The organism is Lysinibacillus sp. NPDC098008 (assembly GCF_044760715.1).
GTDB lineage: Bacteria > Bacillota > Bacilli > Bacillales_A > Planococcaceae > Lysinibacillus.
In genome coordinates this window covers 1-22,959 of the sequence record NZ_JBIWBA010000012.1, presented here as the reverse complement: position 1 = coordinate 22,959, position 22,959 = coordinate 1, and the positions used below count along the sequence as shown (strand labels likewise).

At 37.9% G+C, this 22,959-nt stretch carries 14 protein-coding genes and 1 riboswitch; of the genes, 10 read left to right on the top strand and 4 right to left on the bottom strand.

Annotated features, from left to right (window positions below; genetic code table 11):
• Nucleotides 1-411: 411 nt before the first annotated feature.
• Entirely contained in the window at nt 412-1,701 is a 1,290-nt protein-coding gene (locus ACIQVU_RS11660; protein ID WP_340803952.1) for a hypothetical protein, read from the bottom strand.
• A 717-nt stretch (nt 1,702-2,418) separates the two neighbouring features.
• Between ACIQVU_RS11660 and ACIQVU_RS11655 the strand changes: the two genes are divergently transcribed.
• Complete coding sequence (locus ACIQVU_RS11655) at nt 2,419-3,165, top strand: peptidoglycan recognition protein family protein (protein ID WP_340803953.1); 747 nt, start codon at nt 2,419-2,421, stop codon at nt 3,163-3,165.
• A gap of 136 nt (nt 3,166-3,301) precedes the next feature.
• Here the strand turns inward: ACIQVU_RS11655 and ACIQVU_RS11650 are convergent, their stop codons facing one another.
• On the bottom strand, nt 3,302-6,280 hold the full coding sequence (locus tag ACIQVU_RS11650; RefSeq protein ID WP_402895636.1) for a hybrid sensor histidine kinase/response regulator: 2,979 nt from the start codon (nt 6,278-6,280) through the stop codon (nt 3,302-3,304).
• Nucleotides 6,281-6,477: 197 nt separating this feature from the next.
• On the opposite strand from ACIQVU_RS11650, the gene ACIQVU_RS11645 reads away from it, so the two are divergent.
• The 4 genes from ACIQVU_RS11645 (at nt 6,478) to thiC (ending at nt 13,157) form a co-directional block, all read left to right on the top strand.
• Complete coding sequence (locus ACIQVU_RS11645; protein ID WP_340803955.1) at nt 6,478-7,638, top strand: response regulator; 1,161 nt, start codon at nt 6,478-6,480, stop codon at nt 7,636-7,638.
• A gap of 229 nt (nt 7,639-7,867) precedes the next feature.
• Nucleotides 7,868-9,970 (top strand): methyl-accepting chemotaxis protein, encoded by a 2,103-nt coding sequence (locus ACIQVU_RS11640; RefSeq protein ID WP_402895633.1) that lies wholly within the window; start codon nt 7,868-7,870, stop codon nt 9,968-9,970.
• Nucleotides 9,971-10,126: 156 nt separating this feature from the next.
• Nucleotides 10,127-11,056 carry an AEC family transporter gene (locus ACIQVU_RS11635; RefSeq protein WP_340803958.1) on the top strand — a complete coding sequence of 310 codons (930 nt, stop codon included), beginning with the start codon at nt 10,127-10,129 and terminating at the stop codon, nt 11,054-11,056.
• 62 nt (nt 11,057-11,118) lie between these two features.
• Nucleotides 11,119-11,233, top strand: a riboswitch (TPP riboswitch).
• Between the two features lie 145 nt (nt 11,234-11,378).
• Nucleotides 11,379-13,157, top strand: coding sequence for a phosphomethylpyrimidine synthase ThiC (gene thiC / locus ACIQVU_RS11630; protein ID WP_340803959.1), 1,779 nt, complete (start codon nt 11,379-11,381; stop codon nt 13,155-13,157).
• A gap of 121 nt (nt 13,158-13,278) precedes the next feature.
• Here the strand turns inward: thiC and ACIQVU_RS11625 are convergent, their stop codons facing one another.
• Nucleotides 13,279-14,784 carry a catalase gene (locus ACIQVU_RS11625; protein ID WP_340803960.1) on the bottom strand — a complete coding sequence of 502 codons (1,506 nt, stop codon included), beginning with the start codon at nt 14,782-14,784 and terminating at the stop codon, nt 13,279-13,281.
• Nucleotides 14,785-15,242: 458 nt separating this feature from the next.
• The gene (locus tag ACIQVU_RS11620) at nt 15,243-16,700 is read right to left on the bottom strand and encodes a helix-turn-helix domain-containing protein (RefSeq protein ID WP_340803961.1); all 1,458 of its coding nucleotides are present in this window, start codon (nt 16,698-16,700) and stop codon (nt 15,243-15,245) included.
• A 228-nt stretch (nt 16,701-16,928) separates the two neighbouring features.
• On the opposite strand from ACIQVU_RS11620, the gene hutH reads away from it, so the two are divergent.
• The 5 genes from hutH (at nt 16,929) to ACIQVU_RS11595 (ending at nt 22,883) form a co-directional block, all read left to right on the top strand.
• Nucleotides 16,929-18,443 carry a histidine ammonia-lyase gene (hutH, locus tag ACIQVU_RS11615; RefSeq protein WP_340803963.1) on the top strand — a complete coding sequence of 505 codons (1,515 nt, stop codon included), beginning with the start codon at nt 16,929-16,931 and terminating at the stop codon, nt 18,441-18,443.
• Between the two features lie 19 nt (nt 18,444-18,462).
• Entirely contained in the window at nt 18,463-20,133 is a 1,671-nt protein-coding gene (gene hutU, locus ACIQVU_RS11610; RefSeq protein ID WP_340803964.1) for a urocanate hydratase, read from the top strand.
• Nucleotides 20,130-21,401, top strand: a complete 1,272-nt coding sequence (hutI, locus tag ACIQVU_RS11605) for an imidazolonepropionase (protein WP_340803965.1) — start codon at nt 20,130-20,132, stop codon at nt 21,399-21,401. Before hutU ends, hutI begins: the two co-directional genes overlap by 4 nt.
• Nucleotides 21,402-21,692: 291 nt before the next feature.
• Nucleotides 21,693-22,409 (top strand): GntR family transcriptional regulator, encoded by a 717-nt coding sequence (locus tag ACIQVU_RS11600; protein WP_340803966.1) that lies wholly within the window; start codon nt 21,693-21,695, stop codon nt 22,407-22,409.
• Between the two features lie 162 nt (nt 22,410-22,571).
• Nucleotides 22,572-22,883: a transporter substrate-binding domain-containing protein gene (locus tag ACIQVU_RS11595; RefSeq protein ID WP_340803967.1), complete on the top strand. Its 312-nt coding sequence runs from the start codon at nt 22,572-22,574 to the stop codon at nt 22,881-22,883.
• The last annotated feature ends 76 nt before the right edge of the window (nt 22,884-22,959 follow it).

The window sequence follows — 22,959 nt, the reverse complement described above, 5'->3', positions numbered from 1 at the left end:
GAATAGTAACATGGTCCTCCTCGTTGAACTTTGTATATTGAGTGTAAACATTCTTATCACCTAAGCATTTCATTTACGCTAATTGTTAGGGGACGGTTAATAGGATGTTCTCCTTTAATGATATTAGAGTTGTCATTATATCTGTCATGCTTGCTGTTTTTATGTAACATATCATCCCTCATCTGACTAAATAAGTATGGTTGGTTTGTACAGCAGGGGGGCTTTCCAAATATCTCTATAACGGTTTGCAGCGGACACATTATTTTTTCTCGGATTTTATAATGTGTTAGCCAATCCTCTGCATGTTGTTGGATCAGGTTGAAAAACTAATAAACAATAAATAATAAAAACATATCGCTTTCCTATCAAGTAAATAGGGAAGCGATATGTTTAAGAATAGATGTATGCAGTTTAGTTGTATTTAATTAGGAATGCACCTGAAGTAGGAGTTTGAATAAAGTGACGCAGACCATCCGTTGTAAACTCAAATGGAGCTGAATCGTCGGAACCATTTACACGAGTAATCATTGCATTTCGTCGTAGCCCCTCTATAATAATTTCCATATTGGCATCAAATTCTACAGGCTTGTTATTTAATGTAGCTGTAAGTGTAATACGATTGCCTCTTTTCATTACCTGAATATCCATCACACCCTCATCCTCATTAATAAGTGTGTAGAGCGGTGGAATAATAATGGTCATTTTATTTTTCGTTGTTAAAATAAAACGCTCTGTATCCACCTCAGCTGCTGAAACATTAATTTTAGCTTTATACGTATTTTTGCTTTTAGTCATTGCTGTGATTTTACCTGGAACGGCTGCGCTAATTGATGACTCAGGGATTTTTGGAATATTCTCCTTTGTCGGCAATGTATATTCTCCTTGGACAAAATCTACTAATGTCCAAACATTTGGTACAAGTTGCTGCTGGACAGGTGTTAAGGCTTCAAAGGCTGTCTTTACTTTTTGTACGTCCTGCACAGTGGATGTTTTTGGCGATAAAGCAGCAATGGCATTTTCTACTTCCTTGGCCGCAGCCTTATCCTTTACTACAAGCTGCTCTGCATCTAGCAACAATTGCTCAATGCCAGTAGGTAAAGAGGCATTGGAAAACTTACGCAGGGCATTCAGCTCAGCTCTAGCATCAGCTACATCCTTATGAAATGAGAGTCGAGATGAATTCAGTAACTGAATTTTATGAACGACCTTAGAGATAGTTGTGTTTGGTGCAATATAGGATGTTAATATTTTTCTGGCAGCTTCACTGACAAAGGATTTTTGTGCAGCATTCAACCTGTTATACCAATCTCTTGTTTCTATTACATTGGAGTAATAATTAATAGATGAAGAATCTACAGAAGCTAGCTTTTCTTCAATTTGAGCAGCAAGTCTACGATAATCCCCTCTTGTCTGCTGATGTGCTGACAATGTGGAATAGTTTGTGACATATTGTTTTTCTATTTCTGTTAAAGCATTATAAGCCTTTAACGCTGCCTCTAAATTGGTCTGGAAAGTGGCTGTTGTATTATTAATATTGTTAATAAGCTGTATAGTATTCGATACATTCGCATTGTAATAATTATTGGCTATGTAAGTTGCTGCTGTATGTTCTGTCACTTCAGTTGCTAATGCTGGTGCATTATAAAGAAGTGAAGGAACAGCAACCAAAGACAGCAAGGCCAATCTTTTTTTGTTTTTCATATGATAAGATGCCCCCTATTTTTATGATAGATAGTCGATGAAACGGAAATTCGCCCAATATATGGTGTTACATTAATTTTAGCATAGCCTAGAATTTTTTTATGCATTTTTTGAATGAATAGGTAGAATGGTTATAATTTCTTTGTTTGAGTTTCACAACTTCAGTACCTATAAAAAAGGCAAGATGGATAAAGTTAATGAGTAAAACAGGTAATGTTAAGCAGCATTACCTGTTTTTTATATTCCAGTGCTTATGTAGCAGTTAAGTAAGAATGAACATTTTTGAGCAATAATCAATGTAGATATTTTGTAGAGGTTGCTCTTCTAGCACTGGGCATTTAAAGAAATTGAAGAGGCAGCCACTACACATTCTTATTATATCGCTGAGGATGGTAACGAGCAGCTAGCATAATAAGTAAGAAACAAAACAGGCAAGGAGCAGCCCTTCGCCTGTTTTGTTATTAATTGTTTAGAAGTTGGTGAGGTTATGTATGTTAGTGTATAAACATGATTATTGTGAGAAACACAGCGTACAAGTATCAAGAATGACTAGGTATTCCAATGCCTAGTCATTTTTCTGTTGTATTAGGCTTGTTCAGAACTTGTTTAGCCCTTTGACGTAAGCTAGAAGTAACGTATTTTTCTTAAGAAATAGTAAAGAATTGCGGATGTTTTTAATGCAAAAATGTCAACGATGATTTGAGGGGATGGGATACAATGGTGGTATGGCGTCAATATTTAGTTCCCGAAGCACAGGCAGCTAAAGTAACTTATGGTAAACAAAATACAAAGAAATATATTATTATTCATGAAACAGATAATGAAAAATTAGGAGCCGATGCAGACGCCTATGCTCGCTTACAGTTTAATGGTATCAATCGAGAGGCTAGTTGGCATTTAACGGTGGACGATAAAGAGGCTGTTCAGTCATTCGAATTTGACCATGCCTGTGGAGGGGCAGGATCGGCTAAAGGAAATTTACAAGGCATTCAAATTACAATATGCGTAAATTCGGATGGCAACTATTTGCAAGCTCTTCATAATACAGCTGAGGTTGTTGCTAGAATTATGAAGGAAGAAAATATTCCGATTGAGAATGTAGTTCAGCATCATTACTTTAACGGAAAAAATTGTCCCAGAAAAATGCGAGAAGGGCAAGTTAATTGGTTGCAATTTATTTCATGGGTCAAAAATGCACCGGTAGGAACTGTGCGAAAAAGAAAAGTATTAGAAGATATAAAGCCATATTATGTTGTAACAGGTACATATGAAACGCGACAGGCTGCTGAAAATGCACATGATGTATTGACATATCGCTTTGGCTGGGGTGTATATATTGAGCAGATTAGCGGTAAGTGGAGGTTGAAAACAGAGGCGTTTCAAAGTAAGGCTGAAGCGAAGATAGCTGAGAAAAAAATAAAGGCTGCCCAGCTTTCAAAAATAACAAATGTCATTGCTGAATAGTGTATTGTTTAGAATTTGTTTAGAACGCTGTGATAAGCTATTCTATGTAATCTTGTCAATGTCTTAAACCTTAAACAAACCAAAAAAGACCAGGCTTCTTTATTGTAAGCTTGGTCTTTTTTGACTTTATTTTCTATTAATTTTTAGGAATGGAAAAGGAAATTATTGTGCCTTGACCAATCACACTATTTATTGTTAGTGTGACCCCAAATAACTGCTTTAGACGCTGCTCCGTATTGACAAGACCAACACTTGATTTCTTTTTAGAGCCGTTATGCTCAAAGCCAACGCCATTATCCGATATAGCTATTGTAAAATACTTCTCCCCCTCTTTAATAGAAATCGTGATAGTGCCGCCTTCTCGCTGTTGTAAAATACCGTGTTGGATAGCATTTTCAACAAGCGTTTGTATAGTTAGAGGAGGAACAAATAACTTGATATGCTGAGGAATATCCCATATTACTTGTATTTTATCAACAAAGCGAATTTGCTCGATAGCAAGATAGGCACGAACAAGCTTTAATTCATAGTCAATTGGCACGATTAAATCAGCATTTTTAAAATCGAAGCTCATTTGTAAATAATCACTAAAGGCAAGCAATAATTCCTCCATTTTTTCATCATCTATACCATGTAACGAAATAATAGAGTTTAGAGTATTGAAGAAAAAATGAGGCTGTATTTGTGCTTGAAGCCACGCAGCCTCAATACGAAGCCGTTCCTCGCTAGACTGTTTCATTTGAATAAGTGCCTGCACGCGTGATTTTAACTCCATATATTCCATTGGCTTCTTAACATAGTCATTTGCTCCACTTGAGAAGGCAGTTCGGATATCCTCGCTTTGCTGTCGAGCTGTTAAGAATAGTATTGGTAGCTCTGCAATAGAGAATTTTCCACGAATATGCTCAGCCAGCTCATAGCCAGACATATGCGGCATCATAATATCCGAAATGACTAAGTCAAAACTATTTTCTTGAAGTTTTTCAAGTGCCTCAGCTCCACTTAACGCTGTTTCGATTTCAAACGGCTCTGTCGAAAATGCATTTACAAGTATTTGCAGATTGACAGCATCATCATCAACGATAAGAACTCGTGAACGGCTTGTTACTAATGAATTTTTATCATCAGTAGAAGCTGCAATGCCGGGTTCCACCGAGAAATCATCTACTAATGGAGCATACTTGAATAATGCTGTATCCTGCATTGTATTAGATGTGTCACCTGTTATGTTGTGCGTTTTAGCAATTGGTAATGAAAAAGTAAAAGTTGACCCTTTGCCAATAGTAGACTGCACTGACATTGTACCGCCATGTAAGGATATAAGCTCCTGACAAATACTTAAGCCTAGTCCAAGCCCACCACTAATAGCTGCCATTGTGGAATCAGCCTGCTCATAAGGCTCATAAATTCTTTTTTGCATATCTTCGTCAATGCCAGCTCCAGTATCTATTACTGATATATACAATTTCTTACCTTTTACTTCAGCCTCAATACTAATGGAGCCCTGTTCAGTAAATTTAATCGCGTTATGAATTAGGTTAGAAAAAATTTGAATAATTCGTGTTTCATCTGCTAAGACAAGGGGAGAATCTTTTGGTATACGCACAATAAGCTCAATAGGCTTGCCCTTTAGCATAAAACGAAACATATTGCAGACACCACTGGCGATTGTATACGTATTTAATGGCTTAGGCTGTAATCGTAGTGTTTTTTCTTTTAATTTCACTAAATCTAATAAATCATCCAGCATAGAGGTCATATGGTTACCAATTCTTACGAGTAGGCGTAAATCCTCTTGGTCTTGCTGAGCGGAGGATTGATTTTGCTTGGCTAACAGTGTTTGAGCAATACTCATCATGCCATGCAGTGGGTTGCGTAGTTCATGAGAGGTATTTGCTAAAAAATCATCCTTTGTATGAATTTCTTTTTGTAATTTTACAGAAAGCTCTTCCGTTTGGATGGTTGTTTGGAAATAACGTGTAAACCAAAATGCTGATAAAGCAGTAATGCCGATTAGCAAATCAAAGGGATAATGACTATAAGGTAATATTTTATTTTGTTTTAAAGAGAAAAATAATGAATTTGTTGCTACAGCTGTTCCAGTTAATAATAAAAAGATTACACCTTTTTGCCCTTTAATAGCTATATTCAACATGAAAATAGTTATAATAATAGGGGAGATAATAAAAAGTATGATAAATATAATTTTTGTTTTAAGAATAATTTCAATGGGCGCTGTTAAAATAAATAATAGATAGGCAGCACAGATCAATGGGACAATTGTCAATATTTTGGGCTTAGCATATTTCTTCATCAATTCACGTAGAAATAGTACAAAGAACAACATATTGTTGATGTATGAAAAATAAAACAGCCTATTTGCCCAAATCCAATTAATCGGTATATAGTTATATAAAACTTTATTGCTGGAAACGAGTACTGTAACACATGTAGAAATAAGAATCATTGCAAAGTAAAGAAGTGATTTATCTCGAATACCTATAGCCCATATTAAAATTGTAAAGAGTAAATAAAAGGCGAAAATTAAGCAAACAGCCAATTGAGTTGTGATAGAAAAGTAGGCAGCCTGTTTCATTGAGTGCAAGTCACCAAAAATTATTTCACGGCTAAAACCACCTTGTACATAATGATTTACTTGAACACCCTGAATAATGATTTCGCTTTCATTTGTATTTAGCGTAAAATAATGCGTAATAGGTCTACCTATGGGAGAGGTGGACCTATTATCTAGGGTCAGGCTTCCAAGTCCTCCAATTAATTGACCATTTACATAAAGTTCATAAGGAGCTAAGCCTTCAGGTACTGTGATACCATACATCTGAGGAGAAGCATGTTCCTTTAAAATTTTTAAACGATAAGAGCCATAACGAACTTCATCGTTATGCTGAAAATATGCATCCCAAGCTTCAGGCTGATTTGTATAAACTTTTTGTTGCCCTAAAGGTTTGGTGCTTTCTGAAAAAAGCAGGGTGTTGGGATAGAGCTCCCACTCTTTTTGTAACCTAACTTTAAAATTATGGCTGGTATCTATGCCTGTTAAATCGACCACCCCTTGTTGAGCATCGACTCCTTCTGAAATATTGGTGAAATCCATCCAAGTAAATCGAAGCGTGGTAAGGAAGCAAAAAAATAATCCAGAAATTATTAATATTTTTAGTTTTTTGTTTTTCATCATAGCAATATTTTCGACGGATAACGCTAGTTCACCTTCTAAAGTAGTAGCTTCTCTATCAAGTTTTCTAAAAAGTAAACGATAATAATATAAGGAATAAGGCTAAAGGGGGGATACGTATGAGAATCGTGCTAGTAGATGATGAACATTTGCCATTAGCGAGATTAAGAGCCTTACTTGAGAAAAGTAATGTTCCTGGAATTGAGATCGTTGGCGAGTATACTGATTCTCTGAAGGTATTGAATGATATTGAAACGCTACAACCGAATGTTGTATTTTTGGATATAGTAATGCCTGGTATGGACGGTTTAGCATTAGGCGAAAAAATTCAAGAATTATTACCCCATGTGGAAATTGTTTTTACTACTGGGTTTGATCAGTATGCGATTGATGCATTTAATTTGCATGCGATTGATTATTTATTAAAGCCTATACAAAATTCACGTTTAGAAAAAACGTTGGAACGACTTGATAAAGTTACAAGTAAAAGCGACAAGACTATCACAAAGCATACAATGCTTAAGCTTTTTGGAGGACTTTATGTTGTGTCACCAGACGGTCAGACACAGCTTATGAAATGGCGAACATCCAAGGCGAAGGAATTATTTTCTTATATGCTTAATCATCGTGATGAGGTGATTTATCGTGATACTATTTTAGAGCTATTTTGGCCAGAATATGATATCGATAAAGCATCGAAACAGCTCTATACAGCGATTTATACAATACGTAAAACATTAAAAAACTATGGGCTAGGTGGTATACAAATTTCAAGTCCTTTGCTACATTCTGGTTATAGATTACTAGTTGAAAATACGGTGATTGATGTTGAACAATGGCTACTTCGTCTAAAAGCATTGCCTCCTTTACAGCGAACAACAGTAGAGGAACACGAGCAAGTTTTCCAAATGTATACGGGTGATTATTTAGGAGATTGTGATTATCTATGGGCTGAGAGTGAAAGGGAGCGTCTAAGACGACTGCTGCTACATCATACTTCCCAATTAACTGAATTTTATATTAAAAATGAAAATTATATTGCTGCTGTGAAAGTGCAGGAAAAAGTGAAAGCACTCTGTCCAGATGAAGAGGAAACGTATCTTACTTTAATGAAGCTATACGAATTACTGGATAATGTAGCTGCTGTAGAGGAGCAATATTTACTATTAAAGAGAATGCTTCAAGAGCATTTGGCGGTAGAGCCAAATGAGGAAATTGAAAGCTGGTATCAAAGCTGGAAGCAAATTAATAATCTATCACGTATAGATGCCTTTAGTTAGGAAAATGCCAAAGCGCTGTTAAATCAGTGCTTCGGCATTTTTTTGTGGCTGAAGCATCTTTTGCGATACTATCTGTCACATTTATTACCTTAAAGTAAGCCATAAGTCCCTCTATTTATCGGATAAATCTTTACAATAATATCAGTAATTTTTTACTATATTCAATAAATAATTTATTGTGATATAGATAGGTATCCTTTATTATTAATGTAAAAGTGAGGTGCTAGAGATGAAAAAATCTAGAGGTATTGCTTTAAAATTATCCTCTCTTATAATAGGACTATTTCTAGTGCTATTTATAACCTATACCGTTATAACTGGAGCTATGATAAAAAATCAAAGTATGAAAGATTCAGAGCATGGAGCGTTGGAAACGGCTGAATCTTCAGTAGCTATTATGAGCGAGCGTTTTAAAAAAGTGAATACGACATTGCTAACAACAAAACGCATGGTCGAAAGTATGGGAAAAAATGGTGCGTTATCTGCAAAAGCTATTCTAGATATAATGGAAGGTAATTTAACTAATAACGATGATTTAGTAGGTGTAGGTGCTATTTTTGAGCAGGGTTCTATTACGTTTGAGCCGTCTGAAGCCGCTACATTAGTAGATTCAAAGCAGCGTTTCAGCCCTTATTTAAGTAAAAATAATAGTGATATTACGGCTGCTTTAATTGAAGGAGCTGATGATAAAAGTGTTGCCGATTGGTATTGGATTCCAAAAGAGGAGAAGCGAGCGGTTTTAACGGAGCCCTATAACTATAATGTAAACGGACAAACTGTATTAATGACAACTATTTCAGTGCCATTAGTCAATGCTTCAGGGACGTTTTTTGGCGTATTGACAGCTGATATGTCCATTGACTTCTTAAATGGGTTAACAGAATCCATTGCACCAGAGGGTGGCTATGCTGCTATTATTACAAATCAAGGTGTGCTGACAGCCAATAGCTTTGGTGAAGAGCTAGGTGGGCATAATATGCAGGAGGATGCTGCTTGGGCAAGTATTAGCGAAACAATGGAAAATGGCGAAATCACAACGCTATACTTGGATTCTGAGCAGTTAAAGGAAAATGCATTTAATGTGTTTGCACCAATGATTTTAGAGGACATCGATGAAACATGGACTGTTCAAATTGTGCTGCCCGAATCAAAAATTTTAGAAACGTATCATTATGTATCAATGTTTGCAGTGATAGCATCCATTATTATGGTTACGCTTATGGCTGTTGCAAGTGTGCTCTTTATTTATCGACAGTTAAAGCCATTAAAATTTTTACGTGTATCGATTGAACGAGCGGCAGAGGGAGATTTGACGCAAAAAGTAGATGAGAAATATATTAAGGCCGATGAAATTGGCATGGTAGCATCTGCTTATAATAATATGCTTGATAAAAATACCCATGCGATGCAAACAGTATTAAATTCTACGACATTATTGAGTCAATCCTCCAACCAAGTTTTTGAGGCTTTTAATGAAGTTGTTGCTTCGAGTCAAGAGGTTTCAGTAGCTATCAATGAAATTGCGCAGGGAGCGTCTAAGCAATCCGAGGATACAGAAGAAACGAATTATCGAATGATGGATTTAGCCGAGCAAATTGATGCTCTTACGATGCTTTCCAATGAAATGGAGGAGCTAGCACATCGAACAAATGCAACAACAGAAAAGGGCATGCAAGAGGTTACAAGCTTGCGTGAACGTAATATAGCAACAAATGAGATGAATGGGCGGGTTCAACAGCAAATTGAGTCTTTAGGGTCCAGTATTAATAATATTAATCAAATTATTGCCTCTATCCAAAGCATTACAGAGCAAACAAATCTATTAGCTTTAAATGCAAGCATTGAGGCTGCACGTGCAGGTGAATATGGCAAAGGATTTGCAGTTGTAGCAGATGAAGTAAAAAAACTAGCTGAGCAATCGAAAAGTGAAACAGAAATTATTAAGGACACTGTAGAAAGTATACTGAATAATTCCCATCAGGCTGTTGCTGTAATTGCTTCGAATGCAGATTTAATGCAAGCCCAAAACGAATCCGTACAAAGCACACAGCTAGCCTTTAAAGATAATAGCGAGCTATCACAATCCATCGCTACTTCCATCAATGAACTAATGAATAAGCTTGCACATATGCTGGAACATAAAAACCAGGCAATTATGGCAATCCAAAGCATTTCAGCTATTTCGGAGGAAACTGCTGCCTCTGCTGAACAAGTAAGTGCTTCTGCAATGGATCAACAAGCAGAGCTACAAAAGGTAGCAGAGTCTATTGACAATATGAATCATATTTCTAAGGAGTTGCAAGAAGTCGTGAATCGATTTAAGCTTGCATAAGGGAAGGGGCTGCCTAATCAAAGGCAGTCTTTTTAGCCTTGCTGTAAAAGGGGAGCTGACGGATAGAATATGGAAAGAGGCGGATAGGTTGCTGAAAATGGCAGATAGAGGATTGAAAATGACGGATAGCCAGACAAAGGGGGAGGGAGCGTTTATATGACTTATCTTGGTATGATTTTTTTCCAAATTGTTGCACCTATTTTAGTGCTACTTGTAGTAGGTGCTATACTACAAAAGAAATTTCGCTTTAATTTAAAAGCATTATCACAACTTATTACATATTGCTTTATGCCTGCAGCTGTTTTTATTAATTTATATGAAACAAGTGTAGAGCTATCTGTGCTTGGAGAGGTTGCCCTATTTATTGTACTCTTTATAGGTAGTCAAATGCTGCTTAGTCACTTTTTAGCAAAGGGATTAGGCTTAGCCAAAACAGAAACAGCTGTTTTTAAAAATAGTGTTGTACTCATTAACTCTGGTAATTATGGTATTCCTGTTGCCCAGATGATTTTTGCAACACAGCCAATTGGTGTAGCGATTCAGGTGATTCTTGTTATTTTTCAAAATATGACAACTTATACATACGGGTTATATAATTTAATTTCCTCCACTAAATCAGGTCTTACAATTATTAAAGACTTTTTTAAAATGCCGATTATTCACGCACTTATTATTGGTGTCGCAATGAATTATTGGAATATTGGTATTCCACAGTTTATTAGAATTCCTATAGACCATGTAGCGGATGGCTTTATTGCGGTGGCGTTAATTACTTTAGGCGCACAGCTATCACAGCTTGAAATGAAATCAATGTTTAATAAAACGGTTTTTATTAGTTGCTTTACACGCTTAATTATTGGGCCAGCTATAGCATTAACAGTTATTTTTCTATTGGGCTTGGACGGAGTTGTTGCACAATCTTTACTAATTGCTAGTGCTTTTCCAACATCCCGTAACAGCTCTAGTTTAGCATTAGAATATGATGTGGAATCAGAAACCGCTGCACAAACCGTATTATTTTCAACGATTGTTAGCTGTATAACGGTAACAGTTGTTATTTATCTGGCAGAAATATTGTTTGCATAGCTAAAAGAAAAAATAAGCTTCCATCTCTAAGCAATATCTGCTACACTAGCATCAAACTAAATAGTATTAACTAGGGGAGTCTGATGAGTCAGGCTGAGAGGGAAACGCTTAGAGGTTTCTTGACCCTTTGGACCTGATCTGGCTCATACCAGCGTGGGAAAGTTAAGAAGCTATTGCATCATAGTATTATATGCAATCAATAGACCTTTACATTGACAGCCGGATCCAAATGATTATTTTGGATTCGGCTTTTATTTATTTTGTTGGGGTGAGCTAGATTCGGTCCTTGTATCATAATATATATAAGGGAGAGAATTAGCTTATGTCAGAAATTAGTGAAAAGAACATGATGATTATGTCAAGCTTTGAAGGAAGCAAGAAGGTATATGTAGAGGGGTCACGTCCAGATATTTTAGTGCCTATGCGTGAAATTGCATTAAGTCCGACAACTGGTAGCTTTGGGGATGAGGAGAATGCGCCAGTGCGAGTATATGATACGAGTGGGCCCTATACAGACCCAAATTATCAGGTAGATATTACAAAAGGGTTGCCAGCTTTACGACGTACATGGATACAAGGGCGTGAGGATGTTGAGGAATATGAGGGACGTACGATTAAACCAGAGGATAATGGTTTTCGCCATGCAGACGATCCACGCATGCAAGAAAACGTCTTCCCTAAATTGACAAGAAAGCCTTTACGTGCAAAAAGGGGGGGAAATGTTACACAGCTTCACTATGCACGACAAGGAATCATTACACCTGAAATGGAGTTTGTGGCGATACGTGAAAATATGGACCCAGAATTTATTCGTTCAGAGATTGCAGCAGGACGAGCTATTATGCCTTCTAATATTAATCATCCTGAGGCTGAGCCAATGATTATTGGGCGCAATTTTCATGTAAAGGTTAATGCAAACATTGGCAATTCTGCTGTATCATCCTCAATTGCAGAAGAGGTTGAAAAAATGACATGGGCAACACGCTGGGGTGCTGATACAATTATGGACCTATCGACTGGTAAGCATATTCACACAACACGAGAATGGATTATTCGAAATGCTGCTGTACCAGTTGGCACAGTACCAATTTATCAGGCGTTGGAAAAAGTAAACGGTGTGGCAGAGGATTTAACATGGGAAGTTTATCGTGATACGCTTATTGAACAAGCTGAACAGGGTGTTGATTACTTCACGATCCATGCAGGCGTGCTATTGCGCTACGTACCACTTACAGCAAGTCGTGTAACAGGCATTGTGTCACGCGGTGGTTCGATTATGGCGCAATGGTGTTTATATCATCATCAGGAAAATTTCCTTTACACACATTTTGAGGAAATCTGTGAAATTATGAAAGCCTATGATGTTGCTTTTTCATTAGGGGATGGTTTACGCCCAGGCTCCATAGCTGATGCCAACGATGAGGCACAATTTGCAGAGCTTGAAACATTAGGGGAATTAACGCAAATTGCTTGGCAGCATGATGTTCAGGTGATGGTAGAGGGGCCAGGTCATGTACCGATGCATCTGATTAAAGAAAATATGGATAAGCAATTAGCGGTTTGTAAGGAAGCCCCCTTCTATACATTAGGGCCACTAACAACAGATATTGCTCCTGGTTATGATCATATTACATCGGCTATTGGCGCAGCAATGATCGGTTGGTTTGGCACAGCGATGCTCTGCTATGTGACGCCGAAGGAACATCTTGGCTTACCGAATCGTGAGGATGTTCGAGTAGGGGTTATTACTTATAAAATCGCTGCACATGCGGCAGATTTAGCAAAAGGACACCCAGGTGCACAACAACGAGATGATGCGCTATCAAAAGCACGCTTTGAATTCCGCTGGCGAGATCAATTCAATTTATCATTAGACCCTGAGCGTGCAGTAGAATATCATGATGAAACCTTGCCAGCAGAGGGAGCAAAGACGGCACACTTTTGCTCGATGTGTGGACCTAAATTCTGTAGTATGCGAATTTCACAGGATATTCGTAACTATGCGAAAGAAAAGGAGCTAACGGCAACGGAGGCTATCCATCAAGGTATGAAGGAAAAGGCAGAAGAGTTTCAAAAAGCGGGCAGTCAGATTTATCAATAATGAAAGGGAGCTTGCGTCAACTTTGTTTGACACAAGCCTTTTTCATATAAAAAAGCTCCATGTGAATATATTATTCACATGGAGTAAAAGTTGGATTTGGATATCAATAATAAGTGGAATTTTAAACGTTTGTTGTTTGCTGAACATATGGATTTGTAAGGTCCATACCATCTAATGAAAGACCCATTGCTTTTGCAACACCTTCACCATATGCTGGGTCAGCTAAATAGCAGTGAAGAATATGACGGCGTTTAATAAATTCTTCAACAGAAGCCATATCATTCGCTGTATTTTCGAATAAACGTTGTTGCTCTTCAGCAGTCATTAAACGGAATAGCTTGCCTGGCTGCTCAAAGTAGTTATTATCATCTTCACGGAAATCATGAATACCTGCATGACCATCAATGCGTAATTCAGGTTCTTTATAGTCTAAGTTATGCTCCCATTCACCGTAGCTATTTGGCTCATAACCTAAAGTTGAACCAAGGTTGCCATCAAAACGCATAGCGCCATCACGATGGAATGTACGGAATGGACATTTTGGTGCGTTAACAGGTAGCATATAGTGATTTACACCAAGACGGTAGCGTTGTGCATCAGCATATGCAAAGATACGACCTTGTAGCATTTTATCTGGTGAGAAGCTAATACCAGGAATAATGTTAGATGGTGCAAATGCAGCTTGCTCTACCTCTGCAAAATAGTTGTCTGGGTTTTTATTTAACTCAAACTCCCCTACAGGAATTAATGGGAAGTCTTTTTTATACCAAACCTTTGTTAAATCGAATGGGTTATATGGTAATTCACGAGCTTGTTCCTCAGTCATTACCTGAATATACATTTTCCATTTAGGGAAATCACCTTTTTCGATAGCTTCATATAAATCACGTTGTGAAGACTCACGATCTTGACCAATGATTTCATTAGCCTCAGCACCTGTTAGGTTTTTAATGCCTTGCTCTGTACGGAAATGGAATTTCACCCATACACGCTCGTTATCAGCATTAATAAAGCTATACGTATGAGAGCCAAAACCATGCATATTGCGATAACCAGCTGGAATACCACGATCAGACATAACGATTGTTACTTGATGAAGAGCCTCTGGTAATGAAGTCCAGAAATCCCAGTTAGAATTAGCATTTTTCATGTTTGTACGTGGGTCGCGCTTTACCACGTGGTTTAAATCTGTAAAGTGTAGTGGGTCACGGAAGAAGAATACAGGTGTATTGTTTCCTACTAAGTCCCAGTTACCTTCCTCTGTATAGAATTTAAGTGCAAAGCCGCGAATATCACGCTCAGCATCTGCAGCACCACGTTCACCAGCAACTGTAGAGAAGCGAGCGAACATTTCTGTTTTCTTACCAATCTCTGAGAATATTTTTGCCTTTGTATACTTTGTAATATCATGCGTTACAGTGAATGTACCGAATGCGCCAGAACCTTTTGCGTGCATGCGACGCTCAGGAATTACTTCACGGTTGAAGTTCGCTAACTTTTCAACCAACCATACATCTTGAAGTAAAAGAGGGCCACGTGGACCTGCTGACATAGAGTCATGGTTACTTACTACTGGAGCACCACCTGCTGTTGTAAAGCGACGGCTGCGATCATTTGCGTTTGTCATATTAGTTTACCTCCTGAAAAAAATGTGAGTCAAACTCTTCGTATATAACTATAACAAATATAAACTAGAATTGCTAGTACATTATAATAATTATCGTTAAAGAATTTATATATTTAAAGATAAAGTATAATTATATGTAGAGAACAGAAGCTTTATACATACATAGGTAAAGTCAAAACAAGCAGCGGCAATGGACATTGTTTTAATTCCTATATATAGTTTCTACCTTATTTAAGGCATTTTTAAACATCCTACTAAAAAGATTTATCTTGGTTCAGCAAATTCTTTTTGTATCGAAAGTGAAGCGACAAATCTTTTTTGCGCGAAAGTGAAGTGTCAGATGCTTTATGTACCAAAAGCATTAGCGACAGGTACAATTACACTAGGACGTAATTGATAAGTATTGCAAAATGATATTGAAAATAGAATAGACTAATTGAAAATTATTGAAAGCGCTATTATTTCGTTTTACGATAGCGATTAGGTGTAATCCCAACGTGCTGTTTAAATATTTTAATAAAATAATTGGGGTCATCAAAGCCATTTAATTGGGCAATTTCACTAATCGCAAAATCTGTTTCGATAAGCATTTTTGTAGCATGCTGAATTCTTAGCTGTTGTAAATAACGCTTAAATGGTAAGCCCTGCTTCTTTGAAAAAATGGTACTTAAATAATTAGGACTAATGCCAAGCTGCTGTGCAACATATGGTAGAGATAGCGTACTATTTTTAAATTGCTGGTCAATAATCTCTAACGCAAGCTCAACATAGTCTGCTCTTTTTTCCATACGAGCTTCACGTGCCAATTCAATTAAGCTTTGAGTAAAGGCAATAATGCCATTAAGAATTGTATACAATATAGGATGCTCAATAATTAAATGAAAGAGCTGACGATAGTTTTGTTCCACAACTGCTTTTTCATGCAATTTATATTTCAGCATAAAGCGTCGAATTTGCGCCAAAACACTTGTAAGATGGATGCGTAGGTCATCCTGCTCATAATAGACGCCCTCATTCGCCAAACGATATAAAAATGCTTTTACAGCTCCGATATTGCTATCCTCTAAGCTGCTTATTAATAATTGCTGCTCCTCGGGCGTTAATAAAGGATCGAAAGGCTGTGCTTCAAATTGCTTGCTAGCATAAAAGATTTGCCCAAAGCCCTCGTAAAAGCTTTGATAGAGTGCACGTGTTGTTGAGATATACATATTTTTAATGGTTGTAGGTGTACCATCATAGATGCCTATATTTAAAGAGCTATTACTCATCACGTGCCACTCTTTCATTAATGTACGCATATCCTTTTCCACCATTTTGAGATTATTTGTTTGAAAAAGGCAGACAATTTTCTCTGATAATGGATAGCTTTTCATATAAAAATGAATCGGTGTTTGTTGCAGCCAATTATAGAGCCTAGAAAAGGTGTCGGCATGTTCAGGCTCAATCATTGTAAAGATAATATCGGTTTCGATAGCATTAGGCGTATGATCTAAAAATAATTGATAGTAAAAGCTTTCGTTTGTAGTTTCTTGAATGTGCTCCATAAACTGTGGTGTGCGAAGTGAGATAGCTGTAAGCTGCTGCTTTAATACCTCTAAATCAATAGGCTTTACAAAAAGATGCGCTACTTGTAACTCAATTGCCTTTAATGCATTTTTAAATAACGGTTCAGCTGTCATAGCTAAAGTTGCAATAGATAGCTTTTGTACATCACGATAAAGAGCGGTTAAATGCTGACTTGACAATAAATCAATATTGACGAGAATGGCATCAGGCTTAAATTGCCGAATGCTTTGAGATACCTCTGAGGTAATTGTGCATATTTCAATAACAATATCGCCCGGAAAATATGTATGTAAAAACCATTTTATTCCTGCTAGCTCTGTAGAATCTTTGTCAAATAATAGCAGCCTCATGTTAATCACCTTTCCTTAAAATATTCTAGTTTTATATAAAAATACGATTATATTATTAAAAATAACATAAAAATCTGAAAAAAATCATATTTCCTCTTTTAAAATTCTCTATATTCCGAAAAAGGGAGTTAGTACAATGTAAATAGAGTAATTGATTATTTTTAAATGCATGTGAAAGCGCTTAATAAAAATTTTTATATAGCCATATAAGAAACAGGGGGATGTCATGTGAAGTCAATCATCGAGCTTGATGGCAATACATTAACAAGACAGCAAGTTGAACAAATCGTAAAGGGAGATGCAACGGTTGCACTTTCTGCGGAGAGCGTAGCACGTATTCGCTTAAGCAGAGAGCGTATTGAAAAACGTTTAGCAGAAGGACAAACGATTTATGGTGTTAATACAGGCTTTGGCAAGCTAAGCAATATCAAAATTGACGATGAGGATATCGAGCTTCTACAGTTAAATTTATTACGCTCAGATGCAACGGGTGTTGGTGAGCCGTTTCCAACAGATGTTGTGCGGGCGATGATGGTATTACGTGCGAATGCTTTAGCAAGAGGATTTTCAGGTATATGTGAGGACACGGTACAGCTATTAATAGCTTGTATTAATAAAGGAGTCCATCCTATTGTGCCTTCACAAGGTTCAGTTGGGGCGAGTGGCGATTTAGCGCCATTATCACATTTAGCCTTAGTGCTAGTAGGGGAAGGTAAGGCAGAGTTTAGCGGGCAGGTGATGATGGGCAGTGAAGCATTGCAGCAGGCAGGACTTTCGCCTGTTCGACTTCAGGCTAAGGAAGGCTTGGCACTTGTAAATGGAACACAAGCAATGACTGGTATTGGTGTACTAACGGTAAATGAAGCTGAGCGCATTGGACTTGCTGCGGATATGGCGGCTAGTTTAACGCTTGAAGCATTAAAAGGAATTACATCGGCATTTGATCCAGCACTTTTAGCGGTAAGACCACACCCAGAATTAGAGCTTGTTGGTGGTCGTATTCGCAAGTGGCTTGAGGGCAGTAAGCGTGTCACAAAACAAGGAGAAATTCGTATGCAAGATGCGTATTCACTGCGCTGTATTCCGCAAGTACATGGAGCCTCTTGGCAATCATTTTTCTATGCAGAAGGTCGTGTACAAACAGAAATGAATGCGACAACGGATAATCCCATTGTTTTAGAAAATGGCGAGGTGCTATCAGGTGGGCATTTCCATGGTCAGCCAATTGCTTTAGCAATGGACTTTTTAAAAGTTGGTGTTAGTGAATGGGCAAATATTTCAGAGCGCCGTACAGAACGCATGGTCAATCCGCAATTAAATGAAGGATTACCACCATTCTTAGCAACAAATCCTGGCATTGAATGTGGGCTTATGATTGCGCAGTATACAGCAGCGTCCATTGTGTCAGAAAATAAAGTGCTGGCACATCCATCTAGTGTTGATTCAATTCCTACATCTGGTAACCAAGAGGATCACGTTAGTATGGGCACAACTTCGGCTCGTCAAGTACGACAAATTGTTCATAATGCGGCTCGTGTTATAGCAATTGAGATGATTTGTGCGTCACAGGCAATTTATTTAGATAAGGCAGAAGAGCAACTAGCTCCAGCAACACGCCAATATTTAGAGAAGGTACGTGAACACTGTCCACCATTATTAGCAGATCAACCAATCGGTGATGAGATTGAAGCACTAGCGAAATATTTATTAGAGAGCAATGATTTAGTGACATTATCCAAATAATATTAAAGGGGATGGGCGTATGAAAACAACAACAAATATTCGTGCACCAAGGGGAAATACATTAACATGCAAGGGCTGGACACAGGAAGCGGCACTGCGTATGCTGATGAACAATTTAGACCCTGAGGTGGCAGAAAATCCAGATGAGCTAATTGTTTATGGAGGTATTGGTAAGGCTGCGCGCAATTGGGAATGCTATGAGCAAATCATTACCTCGTTAAAGGAATTAGAAAATGATGAAACATTGCTTGTTCAATCAGGAAAGCCTGTAGCAGTATTCCGTACACATGAGCATGCGCCACGTGTATTAATTGCTAATTCAAACCTAGTACCAGCATGGGCAAACTGGGAGCATTTCTATGAATTAGAGGATAGAGATTTAATGATGTATGGACAAATGACTGCGGGTAGCTGGATTTATATTGGTGCTCAAGGCATTTTGCAGGGCACATATTTATCATTTGTAGAAGCAGGAAAGAAAGTATTCGGCACAGCGGATTTACGTGGTAAATTCATCCTTACAGGTGGTATGGGTGGTATGAGTGGTGCACAGCCTTTAGCCGGAAAAATGGCAGGCGCTGTCATTCTAGTTGTTGAAGTAGAACGTGCACGTATTGAACGTAAAATTAAAGAAGGTTACTGTGATTACATCGTGGAAACGGTGGACGAAGCGATTGCATTAGTGAATAAATTACGTGACCAAAAAGAACCAGCCTCAATTGGGCTTGTTGGCAACTGCGCAGACGTTAATCGTGAGCTGCTAAATCGCGGCATTATTCCAGACTTTGTAACAGATCAAACATCTGCGCATGACCCGATTAATGGCTATGTACCAAATGGTATGACCTTTGAAGAAGCATTGGAACTTCGTAAAACAGATGTAAAAACATATGAGCGTAGAGCAAAGGAAACAATGGCAGAGCATGTTCGTACAATGCTGGAATTCCAAGCAGCTGGTGCAGAGGTATTTGATTATGGGAATAATATTCGTGCCTATGCTAAGGAGATGGGTGTGACAAATGCCTTTGATTTCCCTGGCTTTGTACCAGCATATATTCGTCCATTATTCTGTGAAGGAAAGGGACCGTTCCGTTGGGCAGCACTGTCAGGCAACCCAGAGGATATTTATAAAACAGATGCACTTGCGAAAGAAATGTTTGCTGAAGATGAGGGTCTTGTGAATTGGATTAATATGGCACAAAAAATGGTGAAATGGCAAGGGCTACCTGCACGTATTTGCTGGCTAGGCTATGGAGATCGCCATCGCTTTGCCTTAAAAGTGAATGAAATGGTGGCAAATGGTGAATTATCAGCGCCAATTGTTTTTGGTCGTGATCATTTAGATTCAGGTTCAGTTGCGTCGCCAAACCGTGAAACAGAAGGAATGTTGGATGGTTCGGATGCAGTATCAGATTGGCCAATTTTAAATGCACTTGTCAATACAGCGAGCGGTGCAAGCTGGGTAAGTGTACATCATGGTGGCGGTGTTGGCATGGGGTATTCACAGCATGCAGGTCAAGTATTAGTAGCAGATGGCTCAGCGCTTGCTGCAGAGAAAATTGCCCGTGTATTAGTATCAGACCCAGGTATGGGTGTGGCTCGTCACGCTGATGCAGGCTACGATATTGCCATTCAAACAGCAAAGAACAAAGGTGTGCATATACCAATGTTAAAGGATGATGTAAAGTGACCATTTTAATCAAGGATGCCAATGAAGTCATTACGCTAAAAAGCCATGTACAAGGACCCCGAACAAAGGAGCAGATGCGAGAGCTTGCAGTTGTTGAAAATGGCAGTGTACTTGTTGAAGGCGATAAAATTGTAGCTGTTGGGTCATTTGAGCAGTTAGCTATAGATTTTCCTGATTTGACGAAAAAAGCAACTATTATTGATGCCTCTGGGAAAATTGTTATGCCAGGCCTAGTCGATTGTCATACGCATTTAGTGCATGGTGGCACACGCGAGGAAGAGTTTAATATGCGACTCAACGGTGCTACCTACATGGATATTATGAATGCGGGTGGCGGTATTCATGCGACAACAAAGCGTACAAGAGAAACAAGCTTTGAAGCATTATATGAAAAAACAATGCAGCATTTAGATGTATTTTTAAAGCATGGTGTGACAACAGTTGAGGCAAAATCAGGCTACGGCTTAGATTGGAAAACTGAAAAGAAGCAGCTAGAGGTAGCAAAAAAACTCCAAGAAACACATAGCGTTGATGTTGTTAGCACCTTTATGGGCGCACATGCAGTTCCACGTGACTATAAGGGTCGTGAGGATGACTTTGTTGATATTGTTATTCGAGAAATGCTACCGAAAGTGGCGGAGCTAGGCTTAGCTGAATTTAATGATGTATTTTGTGAGAAAGGCGTCTTTACCCCAGAGCAATCACGGCGTATTTTAGAGGCTGGGAAAGCACTTGGCTTAACACCGAAAATTCATGCGGATGAAATCGAGCCATATAAAGGCGCAGAGCTTGCGGCAGAGGTAGGGGCTATTTCGGCAGAGCATCTATTAGTAGCTTCTGATGAAGGCATTCAAAAAATGGCTGAAGCGGGCACAATTGCCGTTTTATTGCCAGGGACAGCATTTTTCCTACGTGCACCGTTTGCAAGAGGGCGTTTAATGATTGATGAAGGTATACCTGTAGCCATTTCAACAGACTTTAATCCAGGCTCATCGCCAACAATGAGTTTGCCGTTTATTATGAATTTAGCCTGTATGCATATGGGCATGACCTTAGAGGAGGTATTAGCTGCCACAACGATTAATGCAGCCTATGCGATTAATCGGGGGGCACAAATAGGCTCCCTTGAAGCAGATAAGCAGGCGGACGTTATTCTGTTAGACGTTGCTAACTATAAGCAATTACAATATTTCTACGGCATGAATCATACAAATACGGTCATTAAAAATGGTCGCATTGTTGTGCAAAATGGCATTCTATTAGAATAGGAGCAGTGAAAAAGTGAGAAGTTGCTCAATTCAGTATATAGTTGTTGACGAATAAATTGATAATTTTCTCCCTCCATTGTTGACGAATGGGGGGATTTTATATATTTTTGGTGATTGAAATCAAAAAATAATTATAATGGGGTTATATACTCTAAATAAATTAAGGCTATTTAGAGAAAATGTCTTCATATATTTTAAGAAAAAGTTATAGTAAAATGAATACTTAGTATTATAAGTGTTTGTAAAAATAATGAATTATAGGGTATTATATTCTAAAAAGAAGTGGGGTAGATGATTATTCAAACGAAACCAGCCTATCAAAAAATTTATGAAACAATTAAAGAAAAAATCGTGGAAGGCACATATTTAGTGGGCGATATTTTACCTTCTGAGGCTGAACTGGAGAAAATGTTCAACGTCAGCCGCACACCTGTAAGGAACGCCTTGAAGCAGCTTGAAAATGATAAGCTTATTCATAGAGTGCAAGGGAAAGGTTCTTTTGTAAGCAACCAACAGCCAAAACAAACATGGACGAGCATGTCGGGCTTTAGAAATCATTATTCGAATGATTGGGAGAAGATATCTGTTAAAACAATTGAAGTGAAAAGGGTGACTAATCCACATTTTGCTAAGCTATTAAAACTAGAGGAAAATACAGAGCTCATCTATTTAAAAAGAATTCGCTATTTAAACAATCAGCCCATGTTTTTCTTGGAGCACTATATTCGCCCTGTACTTTCCACGGATATCTATCGTGATAATGCAACGATTTCCTCAGTGCAACAGTTGCTGAAAGAGAAAATGAATGTAGATATTGTTGAGGTAGAGGATGAAATCGAGGCTGTTATTGCGACACCATATATAGCAGGCGCTCTGCAAATTTCCGATACGGCAGCTGTATTAAAAGGAACAAGAATATCTTATGCAAAAAATAAAGAGCCTATGGACTTAAATATATTCTATATAAATACAGATAACTGGAAATATTACTCTTATTTTAAGTTCTAATAGACTGATTAGCCAATGAAACTATGTGAATTGGCAAAATAAGCATGGGATTTAATATAATACTTAGTATTATAAGATGTTGACATTCTTAGTATTATATTTTAATATCTAACTATTCGGTATTATCAGAATTAAATGAAAATGATCAAAGGGGATGAGAAAATGTTTAAAATGAAAAAGTTGCTTTTTTTGTTAGGGACAGTTGGATTGCTATCCATGAGTCTCGTGGGGTGTAGTAATAACAATGATAAGAGCGTAGATGGTGCAGAAAAAGTAAGCGTAGCTGCTTTAAATAATTATCCACCACTTATTTTTAAACAGGATGGTAAATTAACCGGTTTTGAATACGATTTATTGCAAGCGGTTGCAAAGGAGGAAAATTTAGAACTTGAGTTTAAAGAAATGAAGTTTGATGGTTTTATTCCAGGTTTACAATCTAATCAGGTAGATATTGGTATGTCAACACTAAACTAGACAATTTTTTTAAGGTGTCTATGTTTGTACTCAATTGGGCTTTCATATCCAAGGGTTCCATGAATTCTTATGCTAT

Bases quoted from the DNA above. Each gene is read 5' to 3' on its own strand.
- ACIQVU_RS11660 (WP_340803952.1), bottom strand. From the start codon at position 1,701: ATGAAAAACAAAAAAAGATTGGCCTTGCTGTCTTTGGTTGCTGTTCCT.
- ACIQVU_RS11655 (WP_340803953.1), top strand. From the start codon at position 2,419: ATGGTGGTATGGCGTCAATATTTAGTTCCCGAAGCACAGGCAGCTAAA.
- ACIQVU_RS11650 (WP_402895636.1), bottom strand. From the start codon at position 6,280: ATGGATTTCACCAATATTTCAGAAGGAGTCGATGCTCAACAAGGGGTG.
- ACIQVU_RS11645 (WP_340803955.1), top strand. From the start codon at position 6,478: ATGAGAATCGTGCTAGTAGATGATGAACATTTGCCATTAGCGAGATTA.
- ACIQVU_RS11640 (WP_402895633.1), top strand. From the start codon at position 7,868: ATGAAAAAATCTAGAGGTATTGCTTTAAAATTATCCTCTCTTATAATA.
- ACIQVU_RS11635 (WP_340803958.1), top strand. From the start codon at position 10,127: ATGACTTATCTTGGTATGATTTTTTTCCAAATTGTTGCACCTATTTTA.
- thiC (WP_340803959.1), top strand. From the start codon at position 11,379: ATGTCAGAAATTAGTGAAAAGAACATGATGATTATGTCAAGCTTTGAA.
- ACIQVU_RS11625 (WP_340803960.1), bottom strand. From the start codon at position 14,784: ATGACAAACGCAAATGATCGCAGCCGTCGCTTTACAACAGCAGGTGGT.
- ACIQVU_RS11620 (WP_340803961.1), bottom strand. From the start codon at position 16,700: ATGAGGCTGCTATTATTTGACAAAGATTCTACAGAGCTAGCAGGAATA.
- hutU (WP_340803964.1), top strand. From the start codon at position 18,463: ATGAAAACAACAACAAATATTCGTGCACCAAGGGGAAATACATTAACA.
- ACIQVU_RS11600 (WP_340803966.1), top strand. From the start codon at position 21,693: ATGATTATTCAAACGAAACCAGCCTATCAAAAAATTTATGAAACAATT.
- ACIQVU_RS11595 (WP_340803967.1), top strand. From the start codon at position 22,572: ATGTTTAAAATGAAAAAGTTGCTTTTTTTGTTAGGGACAGTTGGATTG.